Consider the following 19,846-nt stretch of genomic DNA (forward strand, 5'->3'; position numbering starts at 1 on the left):
GGCAAGGAGTTCTGCAACAGCCACGGACAATCATAAAAGGTCCAAGTCCTGCTAGACAACTGAAAACTGCGCTATGAGCACAAGCTACAGCGCTATTTAACATAACCGGTACTTATACGACACCAATTAAAATCCATAGGATTTCTGGATTTAGGTTCGTTGCTAAACAGCTGTTTTCTATAAAACTTATCCGTTATGTCCCTTCTGGATTGGAAGCAAAAAGGGTGGCTACAGCTGGCTGTCATTTATACGCGCTACCTAATCGGCGGCGCTTTCGTATTTGCCAGCTTGATTAAAATCAAAGGCCTGCGCTTTACCCGCCTCAGCGGCGAGTTAGCCCCCATCCATAGCATGGAGCATTTCTTCGAAACGCTCTACCAGTCCGGGGTCTACTGGCAGTTTCTCGGGCTGGCCCAGCTGATGGCGGGTATGTTGCTCATGACCCAACGCTACGCCTTGGTGGGGGCCCTGCTTTTCCTGCCCATTGTGGCCAATGTGTACGTGATTACCATCTCCTACGAGTTTGGCTATACCAGCTTTGTCACAGGGGCTATGTTACTGGCCACGGTGGGCCTGCTGGTCTGGGGTTGGAATATCCTGCGTGTCCTCGTGCATCAGCCCGTGCGATCACTACCTGCCTCCGCTTTTTATCAGCAAAAGCTGTGGGAGGGAGTGGGCACGGTGCTTTTTCTCTATACCGCCATCTACCGAGCGCTAGTCGAGCAGTACAATATTATTCAGTGGTTTGGCATTTGCGTGTTGGTTGGCCTGCTGGCGTTACTCACCTCGTGGGTACTCCATCGTCGAGCTAACAAGAGGCCGGGGCCTCTACCGAGCTAACACAGCGATTCTTGGTATACTCCTCCCTTATCTTAGTCGGTCGACGTTCCATTTTCTTTCGCTGTTGGATTTGAGCAGCTGCTACGCGGCCTGTAAGACACTTATCGACCATGGCAGAAGCGGACTACCAACAGCTCATGACAGCCTATCTCAGTCGTCAGACAACAGTAGACGAATTTATTACCTCGTTTATGGCACAGTGGCGACAGGACCGGGATCATACCGAGAAAGTGTTTGAAGAAGGTGAACAAATGAGCGCCGTACGCTTTCGCCGCCTGATGAATCGCCTCTTTACTAGTTGCGACTGCTCCGATAAGAGTCCGGTCGGCCCCTTCGAAATAACCGAAGAAGCTCTCCGCAACGAGGTAGCGCTTTTTGCTTATATCTGTTGGGGTTAGATTGCATTTATTTGCTTTAAACACTTAATCCTGTTTAGTAGCACTTATTGAAATTGGTCATTAACACAATCGGTGTTACAAGCGTGTTCTTGGAATAAGAGTAATTTTTTCGTGTTTTATACCCTTCTTATTGCAATAGTATGTTTTCAATAGTACTACTTTGTTGGACCTAAAAGCGGTTTGGGCAGTTGACAGAACGTTCTGTTTGCTCGGGCAGGACGTTTCCGTAGGTCCCAGATGACTTCCTAAAAAGTCTCTATACTTCAAGTAGTTAGTCCGCACTACTTCCCCACCCCTTCAGATGAAAGCTCGCTTACTCGCTCTAGTACTCTTCGCCCCCTGGCTGGCGCAGGCCCAGACGCCTTTCACCGTTAAAGGCACGATTGGCCAGCTCAATGCCCCGGCCAAAATCTACCTGTTTCAGGGGATGCAGCCCACCGATTCCGCTACGTTCAAATATGGCACCTTCGAGTTCAAGGGTACCACCGACCTGCCCAAACCGGCGGAGTTGCTGATCAAACGCAACGGCAAGCTCGAGAGCGGCCTGCTCGGGTTCGTTGACGCCACCCGAATCTATTTGGAGCCGGGCCTCGTGGTGATCACCAGTGCTGATTCGCTGAAGAATGCCCGCCTCCAGGGCGGCCCGGTAACGAGCGATTACCAGCGGTTACAGACCGCGTTGAAGCCGTTGCTCGCCAAGCAAAAAGCCCTGGGCGCTGAATACCAGCAGGCCTCGGCGCAGCAGCGGGAAACCCCGGCATTTAAGGCGCGGATGCAGGCTCTGGGCCAGGCCCTGTTCAAGGACTACGCCCAAGGCACTGCGGCCTTCATTAAAGCGAACCCTACCTCCTGGGTGAGCCTCTACTCCCTGCAGGGCATGAGCCAGCCCCAGTATGCCGACGTAGGACCGCTATATGAGGCCCTAAGCCCGAAGTTAAAGACCAGTGCGCCGGGCCGCCGCTACGGCGAGCTCGTGAACCGGTTGAAGGCCGTGGCCGTGGGGGCGCAGGCCCCGGCCTTCCGCCAGCAAACGCCCGCCGGCAACACCGTCTCCTTGGCCGATTACCGCGGCAAGTACGTGCTGCTGGATTTCTGGGCCTCCTGGTGTGGCCCCTGCCGCGAGGAAAACCCGGCCGTAACCAAAGTATACAATGACTACAAGGGCCGCAACTTTGACATCCTGAGCGTGTCGCTCGACGACGAGAAGGGGCGCGCGAAGTGGCTGAAAGCGATTGAGGACGACCACCTGGCCTGGACGCAGGTATCGGATCTGAAGGGCTGGCAAAACGAAGCGGCCCGGCTCTACAACGTGCAGGGCATCCCCCAAAACTTTCTGATCGACCCCACGGGCAAGATCGTGGCCTTCAACTTAAAAGGGGCCGACTTGCGGACTACCCTAGCTCGCTACATCAAGTAAGCCCCAACAACTTCATACAGATTACCAAGACCAGCTTGTCACATAGGAGATTAGAAGAGGTGACAAAGCCCCGTAACGTTAATTGAACGGTACTCGGCAAACGTTACGGGGCGTCGGAACGGGTGTTGAAGGTATATCTGAGATGAGCTATTATGTTCACCGGTCCTTTCTACTATCTGATACCAGGCGCACGAGCTTGCTCTTAGCTTTTATCTACTTTGATGTTTCATCTCGAAAAGCAGCGCTTTGAATGGTTAGCCCCTTCTTTCGTATTCCTTAATGCCTTCTAAACTTTTCTTTGCTAGCCTTCTATGTTACCTGCTTTTTGGTTTCGCCTATTGGCAGGGTACCACGACTCGCCATCGGTTGCCGGCTCCTGCCTCCTATATCGTAACGCCAGTAGATAGCTCAAAGAATGTGCTGCTGGAAACGGCCTACTTTACGGGGGTATTGTTGGCGCCTACAAGCGATGCTTCCCTGTCACCTGACGTCCAGCCTATCCGACTTACGCCGGAGCAGGTGCTGGCCGCAGAAGCGATTCTCGCGCACTGTGTAGCCAGTGGCAATACCCGCGGCACGGAGCCCCGCATTGGACCCCGATCCTTGCATCCCTTAGCCTCCTATTATCGGCATTACCAAGGCTATCGCATGGCCACCGGGCAGACCATTGTTTGGCTCAACGGCTTTGCCCGAAGCACCGTGACGGGGTCTTCGGGCCATCGGAAATGGAAGCAACACCGCGTGTCGACGGTAGACGGAGGGAGGGACTACTTCAACCTCTCTATCGATCTAACGCGCCACGAGTGCTTCCACTTCTTTCGCAATTCCAGCGGCTAAGGCATACTGCTAGTTGAACGCCTGAAAGGTAAGCAAGAGGGAAGCGGCCTATAGCATTGTCCAGCTTAAGGAGTAAGATGTTGAGGCCAGCTATGGTGACATGTGCCCCTTTCTGCGCGAACTGTTAACTAAGTGATGCTCTTTCTTTCAATGGGGCCACCCCGCGCCGAGAAAGACCTTTTTTACGCATTTGTCATTTTACAAAGGCAGAATGAGAAATTGTCAAGGAGAGTGACCAGTTGTCGTTTCAGAAGAGATACGAGGTGCGGTGAACCACTCGCGCCTGCTAGGTGATCCCGCTTACTCGTCCAATATGTTTCTTAAACTAAGTCTTGTCTTCTCGGTGCTGCTACTGGCGGCTTGTCACGACTCTCCGCCCAAGGAGTCTGCCTCGACCACGACTAGGCGGACTCCCGCGCCGCTGCCTGATTCGATCCTAGCTGCCCAACGGGCCGGTCGGGCCTACGTGCTCGACACCATGGCCATTGTCACCAACCGTCGCTTAGACACGCTGCTGCGCCTAGCCGAAGACCGCGCCCTCATCTCCTATGCCTCGGCCCAGGCGATGCCTCCCGTTGTTGCTGCCTTCTTCCAGGCGCGGGGCAGTGTCGACTCTCCATTTGTGCTGGCCGACGTGGGGGCTCCCTTTGAAAAGGGGGATGCGATTCTCGATCCCAACTTACCTACCCGCCAGTTGGTGTACTTGGGCGTGAGCCCGGGCCTAGTACTCGTCTCCTACTACCGTGGTGGAGTTGGACTCAGTCAAAGTGTGGTGCTTTTCCGACTCCAGGGGCAGACTATCCAGGACCTATGGCATGGGTATGTCTGGGACGACGCCAAAACGAAGGCGGAACTGTTGCTACAGGTGCGCCAGAGCCAGGAGAAACTAATCCGGCGAGAGCTGAATAACGGAGGGGGACTTATTTTCTAGTGTACTATGCGCAGTAGATCCGATGTCCTGTTAAAATTTTCATTTGTCATTTTACATCCGACCGTGGCTGTTGCAGAACTCCCACTAGTGAATCGGATTGCTCCCAATAGCAAATAGACCAGGCTTAAAAGCCCGCTTAGCCTCGCTATTATCTGTAAATGACAGCCTAAGTATTCCTCTTCCGAAATGGAGATAGCGTTCTGCAACAGCCACATTTGTTATAACGGACTTTTTGGAATCGCACTCGATACGCCTGATTGCCACAAGTTGTACTCTGGCGGACAGTTAGCCAAAAAGGGAGCGTTGGGGAGTCTGCGAAACTCCACCCTCAAGGCTTTTCGTATTGTTGGAGGATGAAGAAACTACTGTATTGGACTGTTCTGCTGGCTAGTTGTAATTCAGATTTAGGCACTCCAGCGCAACTAGACCGAGAGAATGGGTTTCGTGGAGTCCCCTTCGGTAGCTCACCCGCTTTGCTAACGAACGCTACCGTGTATTGCGTACAAGGAGATGAGACGACGTTTATGCAAGACACTTTCCGAAGACCCGATGGCAGCTTCAACCTTACAGACAGCTTAGGTTTCGCGATATATTGGGATTATAAGCAGGGAAAACTGCATAAGGTTAGCGCGTACTCTGTAGGTCGGGGCATACCCGCTGTTGTAAAGGAACTACACCGCCGATTTGGTCTCGGGACAGTGCATAACGATACCATCTATTGGAGAGGCAAAACCGTAACAGCTACCGCACATTGTAAGTATGTTGATGTGGATGTGCTCTCACTGACTGTAGAGAAAAAGCCGCAATCTCCTCCATAGATCAGGGCTGTTGCGTACTGTTGGGGCATGAAGAATACGGTGGTATTGGTTTAGTGAACATCTCCCTCCGGACGCTGTCGCATCTCTTGAACGGTGCTTTATTAGTCGTTACGAGCGTGCCAGAAACTCCCAGCAACTGAAAGATTGTCACTTTAGCCAGGGGGTTTATGGAATGCGCACGGGGGCAGCATCTACTACTCGTAAAGGCCAAGCAAACCCGCTAGCGCCTCTGCCGAGTTCCCCCTTGATAACCAAACCGGTTCGACCCTCTCTCATGGCGTCTCTTTCCCTCCTTGTTTCACGAGGGCACGTCGTGCTCTATCTGTTATAATCGGGGCGCTAAGTAGCAACCTAGTTGTCCTGTCTGGGCACGCGCAGCAGGTCACCGGCCCGGCCCATGCGCCGACAACGACCTGTGTAGTGTATACCAGCCCGAGCGCGTCCGATGCGTGGATAGCCACGGTCAGCCGCTGGCCGCTGCCCCAACAGATCGATGCCCTCCGCCAGCGTATGGTCTGTGATGCGGGCCTACGTCCCCCCAAAGCGTTCGTGTGTTATGTGCCGGTTGCGCCGGGTACCCGTAGCCGTCTGCTGCCGGTCGATCCGCGCCCGGAAGGCATCGGCTTGTTCTGTGTGCTCGATGGCTATCCCGTTGATTATGTCAACAGCCCCACGTTTCAGCATCTGATTACGGCCCGCTCTATCAAAAAGCTGCAGTTCGTGACCAGCCCAGAGGCATCTACCCCGCCGATGGGAACCCTGGCTAGTGCGGGCGTGGTCCTAATTACGACTAAAACCCCGAAAGCGACTCGTCGGCAGTGGCGGCTCGCTGCGAGCAAGGCGCAACGATCGCCCCCTTAGGGGTAGGTGTAGAGCCACGTGTCGCCGGGCTCGCCGGTGGCATCGAGCGTCTGCTGCTGGTGAGGCCGGCCCTCGGCGTCGTATGTTGTAAGCACCACCTCGGCCGCTTGTCCCGGCTCCCGCAGGCTTACTTGCTTGACCGGGCGCTGCTGCGCATCGAAATAGGTGCTCACCGTGTGGGGCGGTGTTTCCGCCGGTGACGCAGCCTCCCCCGGGCGGACCGGCGCCTCGGTGTCCGACCAGGTCTGGTCGCACCGCGAGCCCCCGGCCACGGTCCAGTAGCGGTAGTGCGCTACCGCCCGCAGCGTTTCCCCGTCAAAGATGGCGTGGCGGGCGGGTCGGCCGAGCGAGTCATAGGCCCACGTATGCCGGGAATGGTCGGTCGGGTCCGGCATCCCGTACGCTTCCACTTCCTCCGCCAAGTGCCCCTGCGGCGAGTACGTGTAGCGGACCCTGGTGCGCTGCTCCGGGCGCCGATGCCGCGCCAGGTCGTTAAGGCCAATCAGGTCCGTTCCCCCGCTGCCGCGCCCCCGCTTCAGGCCTCGCTTGATTGGGTGCCGGAAGCTTACACTCTCTTCGCGGACGAGCTGCCCCTGGCGGTTGTAGTGGAAGCGCGTGCGCAGCTTTCCCTTCCGGCGCTTGCCCGGCATTTGCCATTGGATTTGTTTGGTCAGGTGCCCGCCCCGGTAATACGAGCGCTCGGCCGTGAAGACATACAGGTGCGATCCCGCGCCGCTATAGTGGGTATCCTCCACCAGCCTGCCGTGCGCATTGAAGCGCTGGTGAAACCGGAGTAACTTCTGCGTGCTGTCGGCGCCCTGGTAGCGCCAAATCCGGCAGGAGCAAAAGGGATGGCGCAGCGGCGTAGGAATAGGGGCCTGCGCCCGCGCGTGGGGATGGGCGGACGCCCCCTGCGCGTGGCTTTGTCTGGAACCCAAGACCAGCGCTAGGAAAAGCCCGATCGAGGCGAATAGGACCCCGTAAAGACGAAGCAGAGAAAAGGTCATGAGCGCAAGCGTAGGAGGCCATACTGGAACGGTTGAGCAAAGTACTACGGGCTGAGCAACCCCAAGCGAATAAGTTAAACGGTCGTCTGCTAAGCAGTACTAAAATTAATATTAAGTATAGTATATACTAATTGTAATTTTACAAAGGACCGTGGCTGTTGCAGAACGCGCAGCACGAGACCTACTCGATCGAAAGAGGACAGAGTGGCCGCTAGAAAGCTGCGAAAAGGAGCTTTTTCTACCACCGGCTCACTTGGTTCGTTAGCCTCCAAAGCCGGAGGGAGACTTCTGCAACAGCCACGACCCTCGTAAAGTGTCTAATATACTGGTAGTCTATCTTCCGTTCGGCACTCCTTTACTTGAACATCTAGGGTTAAGTACTGATACAACATCCCTCGTTTCACTGGCATCCAATTTAAGGAGCCACTCATCATCTAGGCCTCCGGTTACCTGGATCTTATCGCCCTCTAATCTAGAAGAAGATTGTCCTCCTAAAAAAACCTCCTTGCTGATGGGAACAGATAAATTCTAGCCGCTCCTGTTGACGTGAATATATAAACTTTTATATATAACATTCTATTGTAAACCCTTTAGCAGTTTATAGAACCCTTCGACATAGGTGTCGCTAATGGGAATGAGTTGGTCGGCAATCTGAATCCGGTTTTTCTCGATGTGGTCAATCTTGTCGATGGCGACCAGGAAAGACCGGTGCACGCGGGCAAAATCCTGAGCGGGCAACAACTCTTCTAGTTTGGCAAAGTTGAGCAATGTCATGATCTTCTCTGTGGTGGTGTGAATCCGGAGGTAGTCCTTCATGCCCTCCACGAAAAGAATGTCGTGGGTCGCCACTTTTTGAATGCGGTGGCCTACTTTGAGAAAAATATACTCCTGCTCCGGCTTCGTTTCGGTTTTCCCCTGCTTCTTTTCCGGGCCCGGGCGGGTGCCTTGTTCCTGATACAGGCGCAGCACGCCTTTGTAAAACCGTTCGAACGTGAAGGGCTTTAGCAGGTAGTCCTTCACTTCCAAGTCGTACGCCTTCAGCGCGTACTGGTCGTAGGCGGTGGTGAGGATAATCAGGGGTTTAGGGTTCAGCATCGGGATAAAGCTGAGCCCGTCTAGGTCCGGCATGTTGATGTCGAGAAACAGCAGGTCGGGTTTGTCATCGGCCATCTGAGCGGCAGCCTCCAAGGGGTTAACAAAGGTGCCTTTCAACTCCAGGAAAGCAACCTTTCGAATGTATTCCTCCAGTATTTCCTGGGCCAGGTACTCGTCCTCAATGATGTAGCAGGTGAGCTTGTCTTTCATGAGCCGGGACGTGAAGGCCGTGGATGGTGAGCAGGACGGTAAAAATCTCGCCGGTGTTCTCAATGGTGAGCGTGTGCTGATCGCAATACAATAACGCCAGCCTTTTGCGGACGTTGGGCAGCCCGATGCCCCCCGGCTCTTCCAGTAGGTTGGTCGGCTTTCTGGCAATTGGGTTTTGCACGCTGAAGGTCAGCATACCGTCTGCTAATTCAACCCTGACGCGAAGGTCGCCGGGTTCCAGGCGGGCCGGGCTGTGCTTGTAGGCGTTTTCGAGCAGGTGAATGAACAGCAAAGGAGCAATGTGGTAGGACGCCGTTTCACCCGCTATCTGCAAGTCAACCACCGCGCTGTTTTTGTAGCGAAGCTGTTGCAAACTCACGTAATCCCGCAAATAATCCATTTCCCGGGCCAGCGGCACCATGGCGGCGTTGGCTTCATAAATCATGTAACGCATCAACGAGGCCAAGTGCATAACGGCATCCGGGGCCGTTGGGGCTTGCTTATAGACCAGCGTGTGAATGTTGTTGAGGGTATTGAACAGGAAATGCGGGTTGATCTGCGACTTCAGGTAATTCAACTCAGTTTCCGCAGCCTGTTTCTCCAACTGCTCTTTCCGGATAGTATTCAGCACCAGCGTCTCGGTGACTCGCGCCAGCCAACTCAAAAAGAGAAAGATGGGTACCGTCGTGATTACGTGCATTGAATAATACCCAAAATCAAACGGTTTGTGGTGGAAAAGCAAAAAAGGTGAGGGGCCGCTCAACGCAAGTCCCGCCAACCGGAGCCAATACTCTCTCCCTTTGCTCTTGCCGGCATACTGAGTCAGCAGGTAGAAATGCATGTAAAAAACATACAAGCAGGTTGCAATGAATCCCGCCGTTGTGCTTCGCCAATGAGCATCGGTATCACTCCTGAGTTGCAAGCCGACCAACAAGGTGAACAAGACCCAGGCGGATAAGTGAATCAGCGAGAAGATTTTTTTGACGCGCTCCATAGCACAAAGGTGGGTGTTGCGGCGGTGACCCAGGCCACTGTTTCGACCAGTTGGAAAGGTTGATCTACGAGACGGGTAAGGGAGCCCGCCAGTGCTTTCGCAGCAGCAAAGCCCTACTTGGTAGGGTGGTTAAGCGCTTCAGCATATCGGGTTTTGCTATCCGAGCCGGTACTAGTTGCTTCGGTTCAGAAAGCGAGAAAGCCGGCACCAGCCAAGCTTTTGCGCTTCCCTTTTCTTGAAAGATTCACCGAAGCAAAATCAATACCATGGAAAACCATTCGTTGAGCCTCTCCATCCGCAATGTCTCGAAAAAGTATGCGAATGGGGTGCAGGCTTTATATAATGTGTCGCTGGACGTGCCGCCGGGCATGTACGGGCTGTTGGGCCCGAACGGCGCCGGTAAATCCACTCTGATGCGTACCCTCGCCACGCTACAAGAGCCCGATGCCGGACTCATTTTCTTGGGCGACATTGACGTATTAAACCAAAAAGAAGCGGTACGCCAGACGCTGGGTTACTTACCCCAGGAATTTGGCGTGTACCCGAAGGCCAGCGCCGAGGAGCTGCTCGACTACTTCGCGGTGCTCAAAGGCATCACCAACCGGGCGTTACGCCGGGCTACTACCGAGGATTTACTCAAACAAACCAACCTCTGGGACAAGCGCAAGCAGAAGCTAGGCGGCTACTCCGGTGGCATGCGCCAACGCTTCGGCGTGGCCGTGGCCCTGCTCGGCAACCCCCAGTTGCTGATTGTAGATGAGCCTACCGCCGGCCTCGACCCCGCCGAGCGGGTACGCTTCCTTAACCTGCTGAGCGAGTTGGGAGAAAACAGCGTGGTGATTCTCTCCACCCACATCGTGGAAGATGTTTCGGAGCTGTGCACCAACATGGCCATTATCAACCAAGGCTGCATTCTGCTGGAGGCCCAGCCCCTAGAGGCTGTGGCCGCTCTCAACGGCCGCATCTGGCGCAAGCTGACTGATAAACAAGCCCTGCCGACGCTGGAGCAGGAATACCACGTCATTTCGGCCAAGCTCCTGAGCGGGCGCACCATGGTGCACGTGCACAGCCCCGACCAGCCCGGCAATGGGTTTGAACTGGTGGAGCCCGACTTAGAGGACGTCTATTTCAGTGCCATGACGGGCTGCTTTGGCCCGGCCAAATAGCCTAAAGCCAAGGAGATGGTACGATGAAGCTCCACACCATTTTTGCGTTCGAATTCCGCTACCAGCTGCGCCGGGTCACGACCTGGTTCTATTTCGGGGCCCTACTGGTCCTCGCCTTTCTGATTGTTACGGCCAATTATGCCTTCGATGCGCGGGACGGGTATTTTTTAGTGAATGCGCCCATCGTCATTGCGTCGGTGGCAGTTATCTGCAGCGGGTTTTGGTTGGTTATTGGGTCCTCCGTAGCGGGCGAGGCAGCGGCTCGTGATGTGCAGACCCGCATGCACTTACTCACTTACCCGGCTCCCGCCAGCAAGGCCGCCTACTTGGGTGGGCGGTTTCTGGCCGCGCTGGCCCTCAATGGTTTCATGGTCCTGGCTGTTCCGTTGGGCACGCTGCTGGCTATGTACGGCTCCGGGATGGAGGCCGAGTTGCTGGGGCCATTTCGGCCGGCGGCGTATCTGACTACTTTGAGCTTTATTTTATTGCCCAACGCCCTTTTCGCGACGGCCACACAATTTTCGGTGGCGACGCTTAGCCGTCGGGTTATGGGCAGCTACCTGGGCGCCACGGCCCTCTGGGCGACGGCCTACCTGCTCGGTTTCGCGCTGCAACAGGTCGGGGAATGGAGGCACGTGGTCGACCCCATGGGGTTTAACCCGGTAATGGATTATCTGACCACATGGAGTCCGCTGGAGCGCGATGCCCGGCTGGTTTTACTCGAAGGTTCCTTTCTGGCTAACCGCTTCCTGTGGCTCGTCGCTTCGCTAGGCATGCTGGCGTTTACGTACTCCCGGTTTCAGCTTGTCTTGTCGGAAACCAATTCAAAACGGAAAGCAACTGAACACCCAACAACGGTTAGCTTGGCCCAGGAACAACTGAAGTGGGAAACAGGAGACGCGCGGCCATCGGTTAAGAAGCCGTTTGGCATGACCACGCAGCTGCGCCAGTTACGCCTCCTTACCGGAGAAGCCTTTTGGCAGCTCGCCCGAAGCAAAGCCGGCCTGCCCCTGCTGGTGGTGCTGGCGGCGCTAGCCGCGTTGACCTTACGCGGTAACCTGAAAGCCCGTGGCGTGCCTTTGCTGCCCCGCACCGACTTTGTTCTGCATCTGCTAACGGCTCCCTTGACGGAACCGAAGTTTTGCACCATTATTATTACCCTACTCACCATTTTCTACGCTGGCGAATTGGTGTGGCGGGAACGGGAAGCGGGCCTGAGCGACATGGCCAACGCGGCCCCCGTGCCGGAATGGGTGCTATTTGGGAGCCGTTTTCTGACCCTGGCCCTGATGGCGGGAACGTGGCTGGTGCTGCTAATGACGGCCGGCGGGGTGGCGCAGGTGGCCCTGGGAGGTACAACTCCGGAAGTCGGGCTGTACCTGCAAACGTTCTTCGGGTTGCAGTGGGTGGAGTGCCTGCTTTTCGCCCTACTGGCTCTTGTGGTGCACGTGCTAGTGAATCAGAAATTCGTAGGCCACCTGGTGGCGCTGGTCGTCTATGGGTTTGTGGTCTTTGCCCCCGTCCTGGGCATCGAGCACAAGCTGTTGGTCTTTTCCGCCAGCCCGGCCTGGACCTACACCGACATGGCCGGCTTTGGGCCGACGCTGGCGCCCTGGCTGTGGTTTAAAGGCTACTGGATGGCATGGGCGCTGCTGCTGGCAGTGGCAGGGCAGCTGTTCTGGGTGCGGGGCCGAGAGGGGAGTTGGGCAGCGCGGCTGCAATTAGCTCGTCGGCGCTTCACCCAGACCACGACCAAGGTTTCGGCGGCCGCAGTGGCCGGCATCTTCCTGTTTGGGGGGTACATTTTCTACAATACCAACGTGTTGCACGACTACGCGTCTGCCAATGAAACAGCAGCGCAGCGGGCCGCCTACGAGCAGCGTTACCGCCGCTACCAAAACGCCCCCCAGCCCCAGTTGACTGGCGTAAACCTGCAGGTAGAAATCTATCCCCGACAGCGGGCAGCCGAGATACAAGGCACCTACTGGCTGGTGAATAACACGCTAATAGCCATCGACTCGGTGCATCTGATGCCAGGCATGGGAGGAGTGGAAACCACCGCCCTTGCCTTCGACCAGCCCGCCAAGCAAGTGCTTAGGGACGCAGCGCTAAACCACTGCATTTACGTCCTGGCCAAGCCCCTGCGTCCCGGCGATTCACTGCGCCTGCGCTTTCGGGTGGCGTACCAGGCGCGGGGCTTTTCCAACCGCGGCGCCCTTGCGCAGGTGGTGGCCAATGGCAGCAGCTTCCGCAACATGGAGTGGCTGCCTGTTATCGGCTACCAGCCGTACCGGGAGCTGGACGAGGCCGGCGCCCGCAAAGCGCACGGCCTGGCGCCCCGGCCGGCTACTTACTCGCTCTACGATATAGCGGCGCGCCACTACGCCCCGTTTCCCGAGCAAATCCACTTCGAAGCCGTCGTAGGCACGGATGCCGACCAAACAGTAGTAGCACCGGGCAGCTTGCGCCGCACCTGGACTACCGCCGGCCGCCGCTATTTCCACTACGCCACCGAGGCGCCCATTCGCAACGAATACGCCTTTTTCTCAGCCAACTACGCGGTGCAGGAAAGCAAATGGCACAACCCATCGGCGGGCTCGGCGCAGGAGGTGACCATCCGGGTGTATTACCCTCCTGCAATGACAGAAAACCCGGCGCGCATGGCCCGCAGCGCCCATGCGTCGTTGGCGTATTACACCCGGCAGTTCGGTCCCTATCCGTACCAGCAATTGCGCTTCGTGGCCCATCCTAGCTACGCCTTCGGTAACCATGCCGGACCCATCGACATCACGGCTGAAGAAGGTTTTTTTCTTTTTAACCCCAAGGCCGATAAGCGGGGCTTTGACCTAGTGACGGCCGTCGTGGCGCACGAGGTAGCGCATCAGTGGTGGGGCAACCAGCTCAAGCAAGCTTACGTGGAGGGTGCCGGCCTGATTACCGAAAGCCTAGCTTGGTACTCAGCCATGGGCGTACTAGAAGACAACTACAGTCCGGAGCACCTGCCGGCACTGCTAAGTTTCCTGCGGGAGGAAAACGAAACCCCGCGCACCCGCGCCGCCAAGCCCCTGCTGCAAGCCGACGATTTTTATCAGAACTACCGCAAAGGACCCTTTGCCCTGTATGCGCTAAGCCAATACATTGGCCGGGAGCGGGTAAATGGCGCGCTCCAGCAGTTGCTGGCGAAGCACCGCCCCAGCACGCGTCCATTTGCCATCTCGCTTGACCTGTACCAAGAGCTGCAAACCGCCACCCCAGACTCGCTTCAACCGCTGCTGCACGACCTATTCCAGGCCAACACCTTCTGGGAGCTGGCGACGGAAGCCGCCACCGCCAAGCAGCTAAAAGGCGGCAACTGGCAGGTAACGCTCACCCTGCAGGCCCGCAAACTAGTCGTGGATAGCGTCGGCACCGAAACCAAGCTACCCATGCAGGAATGGGTGGAAATCGGCGTCTTCGCCCCCGCCGAAAAGGGAAAGACAGGCAAGCAGCTCTATCAGCAGAAGCACCTTATCAAATCTGGCAAACAGACCATTGTGCTGACGGTGGACAACCGGCCTGCAAGAGCTGGGGTTGACCCACGCAACTTGTTAATTGACTGGAATGTGGCAGACAATTACAAGGCGGTAAAGTCACTGGACTAAACAAGCTTTTTGCACCCGAAGCGAAGCACAACAGAAACCAGGCGATGCCAGTTGGCCTGTTGGCAAGCGCCAAGCGGGCAGAGATATGCCTTGGTCAGGCGGTCGAAGTCCGCGGGCCGCTTGGTGGTTTGGCTGTACAGCGTGAGCGCCGCAGACAGGTCGCGTCTGGTCCGGAATAGAAGCTGCTGAGAGTAGGCCTAGCGAGGTATACTGCCCTTGGACCTATTGTAAAGCACCCACATAAAGGGACCGAACATCTTACCTGGCAGCATGGCCGAGGGCGAGACAGCCGTTCATTAGGCAATGCACGAGCGCGGCCACCCAGACCGAGCCCGTGCGCTCACGCACCCATGGCCTTGGTTAAAAGTTTGGTACGGATGTTACACCATCCTGTCAATTAGGTTTGCTAACCAGGGAGATGGCACGAAAACGACCGGTTGAATGAACGTCCATATAGCTCATGGTCAGTATCTTGCCCTTTCACTTTTTCCCTGGTTATGAAACCCAACCCCCTTTTCCTGCTTGGCATGACGCTAGTGGCCCTAGGCGGTCCTGCTTCCGCCCAAACAATGCCCACTCCTGCACCTAACACCTCCCTGGGGAAAGGAGTCCCCCACCCTAAAAGGGCCGCCGCTCCACGGCGCACGGCGTCGGTGTCGGCTGTGAAAATAGACACCGCTGCCTTTCATCGCTCCGGACGCCCCGCTGACCACATCCTAACCCGCGCCCGGGATCTCCCATCGAAAAAGAAAAACTAAAGGAGGAGGTCGTTCGAGCATCCGCTCGTTAATTGGTCCTTATCTGCAGAACAGCGGGTAGGCATCCAACAGGTCTGGTAGCAGGTTACTAGGTGCCCAGGATGGGGCTAATCCCGCCCAATTGCCGTAGCCTGCTCGGTGGCGGGCAGCTTGTTGGCCTAGTGCCTGCTTGGACGGCGTACGTCCGGTAGCCGCTCGTCACGCAACGGGCCCGCCCCCAGTGGACGGCTTACGAGTGGGTCCCCTCCGCGCACGCTTGCAGGCGCTCCCCCGACAAGCGGTAGCTGAGTCGATCCGCCACGAGCTGGGCTCCCAGGCCTTCGTAGAAACGAAGGCCGCGCCGATTGGCCGCGTTCACGGGCCAATCCAGGCGGTAACACCCGTTGGCCAGTGCGTACTGGGCCACCCACCGCATCAGCTGGCGGCCCACCCCGCGGCCGCGCTCGCTCGAGCGGACATACAGTTCCTTGAGTTGACACTGGCGGCGAGTAGCGGGCGCCGCCTCCACCAGCGAGTAGACGAGCGATACGGCCGCTAGGCCCACTACCCGCCCGTCCTCCTCCCGGGCCACGACCAGTCGCAAGGGCGAATCGGCCGCCAGCAGATGCTGAAGCAGATGGGTGCGCATGGTCTCAGGCAGCAGGGACGACCCCGGGTGGTAATAGCGATGCAGCTCGCACAACAGGTCGACCAGGGGACTATATGTTTCGGGAGAAACAAGCTCGATTTGCATTCGCTAGCGGGTTTACTAGGACTGAAAAATAGGTCACCAGTTCGGGCAACTGGGGCGTTACAAAGCTGCCGTCTAGTGGCTAGGGTTTAAGTAGGGTCCGTCAGCAGGCCGTAGGCCAAGAGCCAAACCGGGGTGGATAGGGAAAGGGGTTGATACGTAGAAAACTGCTGCCCGTGTTTACAGCGTAGCTTTTTAATTGCTCAGCTAGGGGCTTGGCCTTTTTCCAAACGACCGTTGCTGTTGCAGAAGTCTCCCTCCGGTTTTGGAGGCTGACGAACCAAGGGAGTCGGTGGCAGCAAACGCTCCTTTTCGCAGCTTTCTGGTGGCTACTCTGTCCTCTTTCGATCGAGTAGGTCTCGTGCTGCGCGTTCTGCAACAGCCACGGTCCTTACAGCATCGACTCGATACGGCCGTCCCGCCGGGTTCCTGCCCCCAAGCGCCCGCCGACTAGCCCGATAACCAACCAAAAACAGCGGGACAAACGAAAAATCCTGTTCGGCAACCTCTTCTAACTAGTTGTATCGTAAACCATAAGCATCTTACTCGGCGCGCTACGCTTCACCTGCTTACAGGTTACTACCGTCTTGTTATTGATCGAATAGGCGCTACCTTTTCCTCGCTGGCTAACCTCCTTTTTTCCTGCTATGAAGTCGAACCGCCTCTTTCCCTTGCTGAGTTTCGTCGTCTTGTGGTTGTTGAGTGGGCCGGCGCGTGGCCAAGTGGTCCGCTACAAAGAAGCGAGAAGTCCCAAACTGTGGACGGCGGCCGAAGTCGATACGTTCGCTCAAGTCATGAATAGACGCGGCAAGAGTGCCGGCTACGAGTTTCATCCCCGCATCACCAAAACCATTAGGCGGTCCGATACCCTTATTCACGAATACATTCTGAGTGGTACCCCGACCCGCGCCGCGCTAGCAGCCAACCAGCAACAGCTGCAAGCGCTGGTGGGCAAACCGCTGCCGGCCTTCTCCTTACCCGACTTGCAGGGGCAGCTGGTGAGTACGAAAAGTCTGCGGGGCAAGCCGGTCGTGGTAAACCTGTGGTTTACCGCCTGCGCGCCCTGTATTGCGGAGATGCCCGTCCTCAACCGGATTCGCAAAGAGAAAGCCTCCTCGGAGGTGATCTTCTTAGCCGTGACCTTCGATAAACAGGAAAAAGTGCAGGCCTTTCTCAAAAGGCAGCCCTTCGCTTTCCGCCAGATTGCGGGGGCCAAACAGTATTGTGAGCAGTTCACGACCGGGTATCCCACCAGCTTATTCGTGGATCGGAGGGGCATCGTGCGAAGCGTGCTGGGGTCAATTCCGGTGAAGTACGATCCGGTAACCAGCCAATTACTGAGCGTCGATGATAAGGATTACTACGCCGCGCTCAAGCAAATAAAGTAAGGCGTAGCCTATGCCTGAATAGGAGCCTTTCTCGACTCTCTTATTAATCCGTGGGAACTGGGTGATGACATGGCGTGCGAAAGGAGACTTAAGTTACGAGCCTATCCGGACAGTTGTTAAACGACCGTGGCTGTTGCAGAACCCCATCTGTATTGTGGTAAAGGCATATATGAACTCTGGTGCACCGAGAATAGTAGCGCTCTAATACTGATTCAGAACGTACTTCCTGAGCTGCTGAGGCACCCCCTAGGCTAGCTTTTAGCCCTCATTAGAGGGGGCCTCCGTATGGCGCACCTTTCGGGCGGGAGTTGGGTCCTTAAACTGTCCATTCTTTCCCGACCACCTCATGCTCGCCGTGGCCCCGTGGCGGGCGAGCAAGGCCTTGAAACGTGTGGCCGTGTATTGGCTGCCTTGGTCGGAATGCACGACCAGCCCAGCCGATGGCCGACGCACGGCCAGGGCCCGGCGCAGGGCTTCGCTGACCAGATCTTCGGGCATGGTCTCGCGCACGTCCCAGCCCACGACTTTGCGCGAGCAGCGGTCGAGCCAGACGGCCAGGTAGAGCCAGCCCCCGCCTTGGCGGGGCAAATACGTGCTGTCGCCCACCCACACCCGGTTCGGGGCGGTAGGGGCCGGCTGGCCGAGCAAGCGGTTGGGCGCGGCGCGCACGGCCGGGTTGGAGTCGGTGGTGCGCGGCACAAACGAGCGGGGCTGCTGGGCCCGCAGGCCATGGGCTTTGAGCACGCGACGGATGCGCCAGCGGCCCACCACATGGCCTTCGGCCTGTACTTCTGCCCGTAGCCGACGGGTGCCGTAGCGCTGGCTGTGCCGGCTAAAGGCTTCGCGCACGGCCACTTGCCAGGCCGGCTCGACCCGTGCGCTTGTTGGCGGCGCTGCCACGCATAGTAGGCAGCCGGGGCCACGCGTAGCACGTGGCAGAGCTGGCGCACCGGGGCCTGGCTGGCCCGCCGGGCGATGTGGCGGTAGACGCTCACGGGGTCGGCTGGCCGAGCCTGCGCCTACAGCAGGCAACTGACCAAGGCTTTTTTTAAAATATCCAACTCCTGCGCCAGCCGTTTGTTGGCGGCCCGCAGGGCGCGCACCTCGGGGTCGCGGGCCACTTCCGCGCTGCCTACCTCGGCCACGACGTGCGCCTGTTGCCAGCGGTAAAGCAGCTTGGGGCTGATGCCCAGCTGCCGGGCCGCCGCCTGGGTGCTGCGGCTTTCACTGGCCAGACGCAGGGCCTCGGCCTTAAACGCCTCGTCGTATTCACGCCGTTTGTCGGGCGACACCCCGCTGGTTTTGGTTGCCATAACAGAAGAACTATACGCCCTTCTTCTGTCCACCTCGCCTAGACCACCTCATACTATCCTATGTTCGCCTACTCGCCGTAAGAAGGCTGCTAAGAAGGAAAAAGGAGGCATAAGATTCCTAAAGGTTAAAGGCATCGCAAGCCCGTTTAACATGACAATCCCCTCCTTTTTCTAGGGCCACTTTGGACAGTTCCGTGAGGCCGAAGAGCTTGTATTAGGATAGTAAAAGAGTCTCTAGATGTCCTTCCTACCCCCTTTTGTTCACTTTAGCACGTAACCTGTCATGGATGCCCAACTTCCCCGCTCGGTCGTCGGTATTGACGTGAGCAAAGCTTTATTAGCGGTCTGCTATCAAGTGGGCCCGCAGCTCAAGCATCTGGAGGTCACCAACACCAAAGCGGGCTTTTAGCAATTGATAAAGGCCTGTGGCACAGAGTGTCTGTTCGTGATGGAAGCCACGGGCACCTACAATCTGGCCCTAGCGTATTATCTCCATGAGCACGGCGGCCACGTGGCCGTCCTGAATCCGTTGGTCATTCGCCGCTTCATCCAGATGCACCTGGGCAAAGGCAAAAGTGACCGCAAAGATGCGCAGTGGCTCTTGCGCTATGGCCAACAGCAGACCGTGAACGCCTGGCAGCCGGACGAGCAGGTTCTGGTGGAATGCCGGCAACTCGAACAGGTCAGTGAGCTGCTGCTCAAACAGAAAACCATGGTCAGTAACTCGTTAGAGGCACTGCAGCAGCAACCACTTGTCAGTGCCATCGCCTTACAGCAGTTACAGCAGACGCTAACGACCCTGACGCGGCAAGTGCAGGTGGTAGAAGCGGCGTTGCCTACGCTCCTAGAGCAGCGCTTTGGCGCCGAAATCACGCTGCTGTGCTCCATTCCTGGCCTTGGGCGCAAGACGGCGAGCTTGTTGCTGTTGTTTGCCAGCGGCTTCACCCGCTTGGAGAACTACCGCCAACTGATTGCCTTGGCTGGCTTATCTCCACGGGAGTATACTTCCGGTACCAGCATCCGCGGCAAGGTGCGTATCACCAAAACCGGCGGCGGCTTGATTCGGAGTAAATTGTTCATGTGCAGCTTCTCGGCCAAGAAGTCGAACGTTGCCTGTAAAGCCTTGTACGATCGGCTCCTGGCCAAAGGCAAAAACGGGAAAGTGGCCCTGGTTGCAGTCTGTAATAAGCTACTCAAGCAAGCCTTCGCCATTATCAAGTCCGGCATGCCCTACCGGGCTGATTTTACCTCCAAACTTGCTCTTAGGTCTTGACTTTTTAACACAGTTCGTGTTAAATAGAAATTAGCAGCGCATAATTTTGGTTGGGAGTCAAGTGGCAATCAGATCAGTACAGGGCTGCTACAAACTGTAGTGTTGCTGTTGCGCTAGTACAAGAATGTTAGCGCTTTGCTAGCTTTAGGTTTTATTGGCTGTTAAGTCA

General features: G+C 56.7%; 19 protein-coding genes. 12 read left to right on the forward strand and 7 right to left on the reverse strand.

The window, feature by feature from the left end; genetic code table 11:
* Window positions 1-195: 195 nt before the first annotated feature.
* The 5 genes from ACFE7X_RS21155 (at window position 196) to ACFE7X_RS21175 (ending at window position 4,423) form a co-directional block, all read left to right on the forward strand.
* Window positions 196-840 carry a hypothetical protein gene (locus ACFE7X_RS21155; RefSeq protein WP_375437680.1) on the forward strand — a complete coding sequence of 215 codons (645 nt, stop codon included), beginning with the start codon at window positions 196-198 and terminating at the stop codon, window positions 838-840.
* A gap of 110 nt (window positions 841-950) precedes the next feature.
* Window positions 951-1,238, forward strand: a complete 288-nt coding sequence (locus ACFE7X_RS21160) for a hypothetical protein (protein WP_375437681.1) — start codon at window positions 951-953, stop codon at window positions 1,236-1,238.
* A 301-nt stretch (window positions 1,239-1,539) separates the two neighbouring features.
* Window positions 1,540-2,655 carry a redoxin domain-containing protein gene (locus ACFE7X_RS21165; RefSeq protein WP_375437682.1) on the forward strand — a complete coding sequence of 372 codons (1,116 nt, stop codon included), beginning with the start codon at window positions 1,540-1,542 and terminating at the stop codon, window positions 2,653-2,655.
* A 279-nt stretch (window positions 2,656-2,934) separates the two neighbouring features.
* Window positions 2,935-3,492, forward strand: a complete 558-nt coding sequence (locus tag ACFE7X_RS21170; RefSeq protein ID WP_375437683.1) for a hypothetical protein — start codon at window positions 2,935-2,937, stop codon at window positions 3,490-3,492.
* 313 nt (window positions 3,493-3,805) lie between these two features.
* Window positions 3,806-4,423 carry a hypothetical protein gene (locus ACFE7X_RS21175; protein WP_375437684.1) on the forward strand — a complete coding sequence of 206 codons (618 nt, stop codon included), beginning with the start codon at window positions 3,806-3,808 and terminating at the stop codon, window positions 4,421-4,423.
* 1,346 nt (window positions 4,424-5,769) lie between these two features.
* On the opposite strand, the gene ACFE7X_RS21180 is transcribed toward ACFE7X_RS21175, so the two are convergent.
* The 4 genes from ACFE7X_RS21180 to ACFE7X_RS21195 all read right to left on the reverse strand — a co-directional run bounded on the left by ACFE7X_RS21180 (window position 5,770) and on the right by ACFE7X_RS21195 (window position 9,408).
* Window positions 5,770-5,925 (reverse strand): hypothetical protein, encoded by a 156-nt coding sequence (locus ACFE7X_RS21180; protein ID WP_375437685.1) that lies wholly within the window; start codon window positions 5,923-5,925, stop codon window positions 5,770-5,772.
* A 173-nt stretch (window positions 5,926-6,098) separates the two neighbouring features.
* Window positions 6,099-7,109, reverse strand: coding sequence for a hypothetical protein (locus ACFE7X_RS21185; RefSeq protein ID WP_375437686.1), 1,011 nt, complete (start codon window positions 7,107-7,109; stop codon window positions 6,099-6,101).
* Window positions 7,110-7,685: 576 nt separating this feature from the next.
* The gene (locus ACFE7X_RS21190; RefSeq protein WP_375437687.1) at window positions 7,686-8,414 is read right to left on the reverse strand and encodes a LytR/AlgR family response regulator transcription factor; all 729 of its coding nucleotides are present in this window, start codon (window positions 8,412-8,414) and stop codon (window positions 7,686-7,688) included.
* Window positions 8,383-9,408, reverse strand: coding sequence for a sensor histidine kinase (locus tag ACFE7X_RS21195; RefSeq protein ID WP_375437688.1), 1,026 nt, complete (start codon window positions 9,406-9,408; stop codon window positions 8,383-8,385). The genes ACFE7X_RS21190 and ACFE7X_RS21195 overlap by 32 nt, the downstream gene beginning before the upstream one ends.
* 266 nt (window positions 9,409-9,674) lie before the next feature.
* Here ACFE7X_RS21195 and ACFE7X_RS21200 point away from each other — a divergent pair, with 266 nt between their 5' ends.
* The 3 genes from ACFE7X_RS21200 to ACFE7X_RS21210 all read left to right on the forward strand — a co-directional run bounded on the left by ACFE7X_RS21200 (window position 9,675) and on the right by ACFE7X_RS21210 (window position 14,973).
* Window positions 9,675-10,574 (forward strand): ABC transporter ATP-binding protein, encoded by a 900-nt coding sequence (locus ACFE7X_RS21200; protein ID WP_375437689.1) that lies wholly within the window; start codon window positions 9,675-9,677, stop codon window positions 10,572-10,574.
* 23 nt (window positions 10,575-10,597) lie between these two features.
* On the forward strand, window positions 10,598-14,215 hold the full coding sequence (locus ACFE7X_RS21205) for a M1 family aminopeptidase (protein ID WP_375437690.1): 3,618 nt from the start codon (window positions 10,598-10,600) through the stop codon (window positions 14,213-14,215).
* Between the two features lie 497 nt (window positions 14,216-14,712).
* Window positions 14,713-14,973, forward strand: coding sequence for a hypothetical protein (locus tag ACFE7X_RS21210; protein WP_375437691.1), 261 nt, complete (start codon window positions 14,713-14,715; stop codon window positions 14,971-14,973).
* A 229-nt stretch (window positions 14,974-15,202) separates the two neighbouring features.
* Here the strand turns inward: ACFE7X_RS21210 and ACFE7X_RS21215 are convergent, their stop codons facing one another.
* Entirely contained in the window at window positions 15,203-15,706 is a 504-nt protein-coding gene (locus tag ACFE7X_RS21215; protein WP_375437692.1) for a GNAT family N-acetyltransferase, read from the reverse strand.
* Window positions 15,707-16,028: 322 nt separating this feature from the next.
* Between ACFE7X_RS21215 and ACFE7X_RS21220 the strand changes: the two genes are divergently transcribed.
* The gene (locus ACFE7X_RS21220) at window positions 16,029-16,157 is read left to right on the forward strand and encodes a hypothetical protein (RefSeq protein WP_375437693.1); all 129 of its coding nucleotides are present in this window, start codon (window positions 16,029-16,031) and stop codon (window positions 16,155-16,157) included.
* Window positions 16,158-16,350: 193 nt separating this feature from the next.
* A complete protein-coding gene (locus ACFE7X_RS21225) occupies window positions 16,351-17,091 on the forward strand; it encodes a TlpA family protein disulfide reductase (protein ID WP_375437694.1) in 741 nt (246 codons plus the stop codon).
* Between the two features lie 258 nt (window positions 17,092-17,349).
* Here the strand turns inward: ACFE7X_RS21225 and ACFE7X_RS21230 are convergent, their stop codons facing one another.
* Entirely contained in the window at window positions 17,350-17,991 is a 642-nt protein-coding gene (locus ACFE7X_RS21230) for an IS3 family transposase (protein ID WP_375437695.1), read from the reverse strand.
* Between the two features lie 119 nt (window positions 17,992-18,110).
* Complete coding sequence (locus ACFE7X_RS21235) at window positions 18,111-18,404, reverse strand: transposase (RefSeq protein ID WP_375437696.1); 294 nt, start codon at window positions 18,402-18,404, stop codon at window positions 18,111-18,113.
* A gap of 283 nt (window positions 18,405-18,687) precedes the next feature.
* Here ACFE7X_RS21235 and ACFE7X_RS21240 point away from each other — a divergent pair, with 283 nt between their 5' ends.
* Together ACFE7X_RS21240 and ACFE7X_RS21245 are read left to right on the forward strand one after the other, a co-directional pair.
* Window positions 18,688-18,813, forward strand: a complete 126-nt coding sequence (locus ACFE7X_RS21240; protein ID WP_375437697.1) for a hypothetical protein — start codon at window positions 18,688-18,690, stop codon at window positions 18,811-18,813.
* 3 nt (window positions 18,814-18,816) lie between these two features.
* A complete protein-coding gene (locus tag ACFE7X_RS21245) occupies window positions 18,817-19,677 on the forward strand; it encodes an IS110 family transposase (RefSeq protein WP_375437698.1) in 861 nt (286 codons plus the stop codon).
* Window positions 19,678-19,846 lie beyond the last annotated feature (169 nt).

It is taken from the genome of uncultured Hymenobacter sp. (genome assembly GCF_964242765.1).
Classification (GTDB): domain Bacteria; phylum Bacteroidota; class Bacteroidia; order Cytophagales; family Hymenobacteraceae; genus Hymenobacter.

Coding starts and splice junctions, on each gene's coding strand:
- ACFE7X_RS21190 (WP_375437687.1), bottom strand. CDS start 8,414: ATGAAAGACAAGCTCACCTGCTACATCATTGAGGACGAGTACCTGGCC.
- ACFE7X_RS21155 (WP_375437680.1), top strand. CDS start 196: ATGTCCCTTCTGGATTGGAAGCAAAAAGGGTGGCTACAGCTGGCTGTC.
- ACFE7X_RS21170 (WP_375437683.1), top strand. CDS start 2,935: ATGCCTTCTAAACTTTTCTTTGCTAGCCTTCTATGTTACCTGCTTTTT.
- ACFE7X_RS21165 (WP_375437682.1), top strand. CDS start 1,540: ATGAAAGCTCGCTTACTCGCTCTAGTACTCTTCGCCCCCTGGCTGGCG.
- ACFE7X_RS21180 (WP_375437685.1), bottom strand. CDS start 5,925: ATGCTGAAACGTGGGGCTGTTGACATAATCAACGGGATAGCCATCGAG.
- ACFE7X_RS21210 (WP_375437691.1), top strand. CDS start 14,713: ATGAAACCCAACCCCCTTTTCCTGCTTGGCATGACGCTAGTGGCCCTA.
- ACFE7X_RS21215 (WP_375437692.1), bottom strand. CDS start 15,706: ATGCAAATCGAGCTTGTTTCTCCCGAAACATATAGTCCCCTGGTCGAC.
- ACFE7X_RS21225 (WP_375437694.1), top strand. CDS start 16,351: ATGAAGTCGAACCGCCTCTTTCCCTTGCTGAGTTTCGTCGTCTTGTGG.
- ACFE7X_RS21185 (WP_375437686.1), bottom strand. CDS start 7,109: ATGACCTTTTCTCTGCTTCGTCTTTACGGGGTCCTATTCGCCTCGATC.
- ACFE7X_RS21175 (WP_375437684.1), top strand. CDS start 3,806: ATGTTTCTTAAACTAAGTCTTGTCTTCTCGGTGCTGCTACTGGCGGCT.
- ACFE7X_RS21195 (WP_375437688.1), bottom strand. CDS start 9,408: ATGGAGCGCGTCAAAAAAATCTTCTCGCTGATTCACTTATCCGCCTGG.
- ACFE7X_RS21200 (WP_375437689.1), top strand. CDS start 9,675: ATGGAAAACCATTCGTTGAGCCTCTCCATCCGCAATGTCTCGAAAAAG.
- ACFE7X_RS21235 (WP_375437696.1), bottom strand. CDS start 18,404: ATGGCAACCAAAACCAGCGGGGTGTCGCCCGACAAACGGCGTGAATAC.
- ACFE7X_RS21240 (WP_375437697.1), top strand. CDS start 18,688: ATGGATGCCCAACTTCCCCGCTCGGTCGTCGGTATTGACGTGAGCAAA.
- ACFE7X_RS21205 (WP_375437690.1), top strand. CDS start 10,598: ATGAAGCTCCACACCATTTTTGCGTTCGAATTCCGCTACCAGCTGCGC.
- ACFE7X_RS21160 (WP_375437681.1), top strand. CDS start 951: ATGGCAGAAGCGGACTACCAACAGCTCATGACAGCCTATCTCAGTCGT.